This is a genomic window from Allobosea sp. CER48 (assembly GCF_044752385.1).
GTDB lineage: Bacteria > Pseudomonadota > Alphaproteobacteria > Rhizobiales > Beijerinckiaceae > Allobosea.
Genome location: NZ_JBIWYK010000537.1, coordinates 1 through 1,887, shown reverse-complemented (window position 1 = coordinate 1,887; position 1,887 = coordinate 1). Strand labels below are relative to the sequence as shown.

Genomic DNA, 1,887 nt, shown 5'->3' with positions numbered 1-1,887 from the left:
GCCAGGCCGGCTACAACACGGTGCTGGATCTCGTTGCCGCGCGCCGGCCCGCCATCGTCGTGCCTTTCGATGCCGGCGGCGAGACCGAGCAGGCGGTCAGGGCCGAGGCGATGGAGCGAGCCGGGCTGGCGCGCTGCCTGCGGATTTCGGGTGACGGGGCGCTGACGCCTGCCGCGCTCGCCGCGGCGGTGGAGGACGGCATTGGCCGTAACCCGCCGCCGGTCCGGCTCGCCCTCGATGGGGCGCGCAATGCGGCCGCAATCGTGAAACAGCTTCTCGCCGAGCGCGTGTGAGGCGGCGGCGACCATGAGCCGGCATGCCCTTTGCGAGGGCCGGGGTGCAGCTTTGCGAATTGCCGCTTCCGGTCTTTCGCTCTAATGAGGGATGATCCGCCTCCCTCCTCGGTCGGCTCTGGGCAAACCGGTACGTAGCCGGCCACGGCCCTGCGCCTGGAGACAAGATGATGACGACGACGACCGCGCCCGGATTGCCCGACATGAAGCTGTCGGTTCGGCAGACTTTCGGGATCGATTCGGACCTCGAGGTGCCGGCCTATTCGGCGGCCGATCCGCATGTGCCGGATCTGGACCCCGACTACCGCTTCGACCGCGATACCACGATCGCGATCCTGGCCGGCTTCGCGCATAACCGACGCGTCATGATCTCGGGCTATCACGGCACCGGCAAGTCGACCCATATCGAGCAGGTCGCGGCGCGCCTCAACTGGCCCTGCGTGCGCGTCAACCTCGACAGCCACGTCTCGCGCCTCGATCTCGTCGGCAAGGACGCGATCGTGCTCAAGGAAGGCAAGCAGATCACGGAGTTCCAGGACGGCATCCTGCCCTGGGCCCTGCAGAACAACATCGCGCTGGTCTTCGACGAGTACGACGCCGGCCGCCCGGACGTTATGTTCGTGATCCAGCGCGTGCTGGAGCAGTCGGGCAAGCTGACGCTGCTCGACCAGAAGCGCGTCATCCGCCCGCACCCCGCCTTCCGCCTGTTCGCCACCGCCAACACGGTCGGTCTTGGCGACACGTCCGGCCTCTATCACGGCACTCAGCAGATCAACCAGGGCCAGATGGACCGCTGGTCGATCGTGACGACGCTGAACTACCTGCCGCATGACAACGAGGTCGCGATCGTCCTCGCCAAGTCGAAGCACTACCAGAAGAGCCCGGAAGGCAAGGACATCGTCAACAAGATGGTCCGCGTCGCCGATCTCACCCGCAACGCCTTCATGAACGGCGATCTCTCGACCGTGATGAGCCCGCGTACGGTCATCACCTGGGCCGAGAACGCGGCGATCTTCGGCGATATCGGTTTTGCCTTCCGCGTCACCTTCCTGAACAAGTGCGACGAGATGGAGCGCACGCTGGTGGCGGAGTTCTTCCAGCGTTCCTTCGGCAAGGAACTGCCGGAGAGCGCAGCGAACGTGGTGCTCAGCTAAGCGATAGGGGAAAGCCATGGCGCAGTATCAGGGCAGCTGCCATTGCGGACGGGTTGCCTATGAGGTCGAGGCCGACCTCGGGCAGACGATCACCTGCAACTGCTCCTACTGCCAGCGCCGCGGCTCGATCCTCGCTTTCTCGCCGGCCAGCGCCTTCACCTTGACCAAGGGCGAGGGTGCGCTGACCGAGTACCGCTTCCATTCGCAGAAGATCCAGCATCTGTTCTGCGAGACCTGCGGCATCGAGTCCTTCGCCAGGGCGAGCGGGCCCGACGGCACGCCGATGGTCGCGGTCAATGTGCGCTGCCTCGCCGGCGTCGAGCCGGGCGATCTCTCGCCGACGATGTACGACGGGCGGTCGCGCTAGGAGGGCCGATGGTCGCGATCACGGTCGAGCCCGAGCAAGCCGAGACGCGAGAGGCCGTCCTGCGCGGGTTGGC

The 1,887-nt window shown here is 66.3% G+C and carries 3 protein-coding genes; all 3 read left to right on the top strand.

Translation table 11 applies throughout. From position 1 onward, the window contains the following. A partial coding sequence (locus tag ACIPIA_RS15275; RefSeq protein ID WP_400510780.1) for a glycosyltransferase occupies positions 1–293 on the top strand: 293 nt, incomplete at its 5' end. A 170-nt stretch (positions 294–463) separates the two neighbouring features. Continuing rightward, the gene (cobS, locus tag ACIPIA_RS15270) at positions 464–1,447 is read left to right on the top strand and encodes a cobaltochelatase subunit CobS (protein ID WP_176168614.1); all 984 of its coding nucleotides are present in this window, start codon (positions 464–466) and stop codon (positions 1,445–1,447) included. 16 nt (positions 1,448–1,463) lie between these two features. Then, on the top strand, positions 1,464–1,814 hold the full coding sequence (locus ACIPIA_RS15265) for a GFA family protein (RefSeq protein ID WP_400510778.1): 351 nt from the start codon (positions 1,464–1,466) through the stop codon (positions 1,812–1,814). Positions 1,815–1,887: the final 73 nt, after the last annotated feature.

Bases quoted from the DNA above. Each gene is read 5' to 3' on its own strand.
- cobS (WP_176168614.1), top strand. From the start codon at position 464: ATGACGACGACGACCGCGCCCGGATTGCCCGACATGAAGCTGTCGGTT.
- ACIPIA_RS15265 (WP_400510778.1), top strand. From the start codon at position 1,464: ATGGCGCAGTATCAGGGCAGCTGCCATTGCGGACGGGTTGCCTATGAG.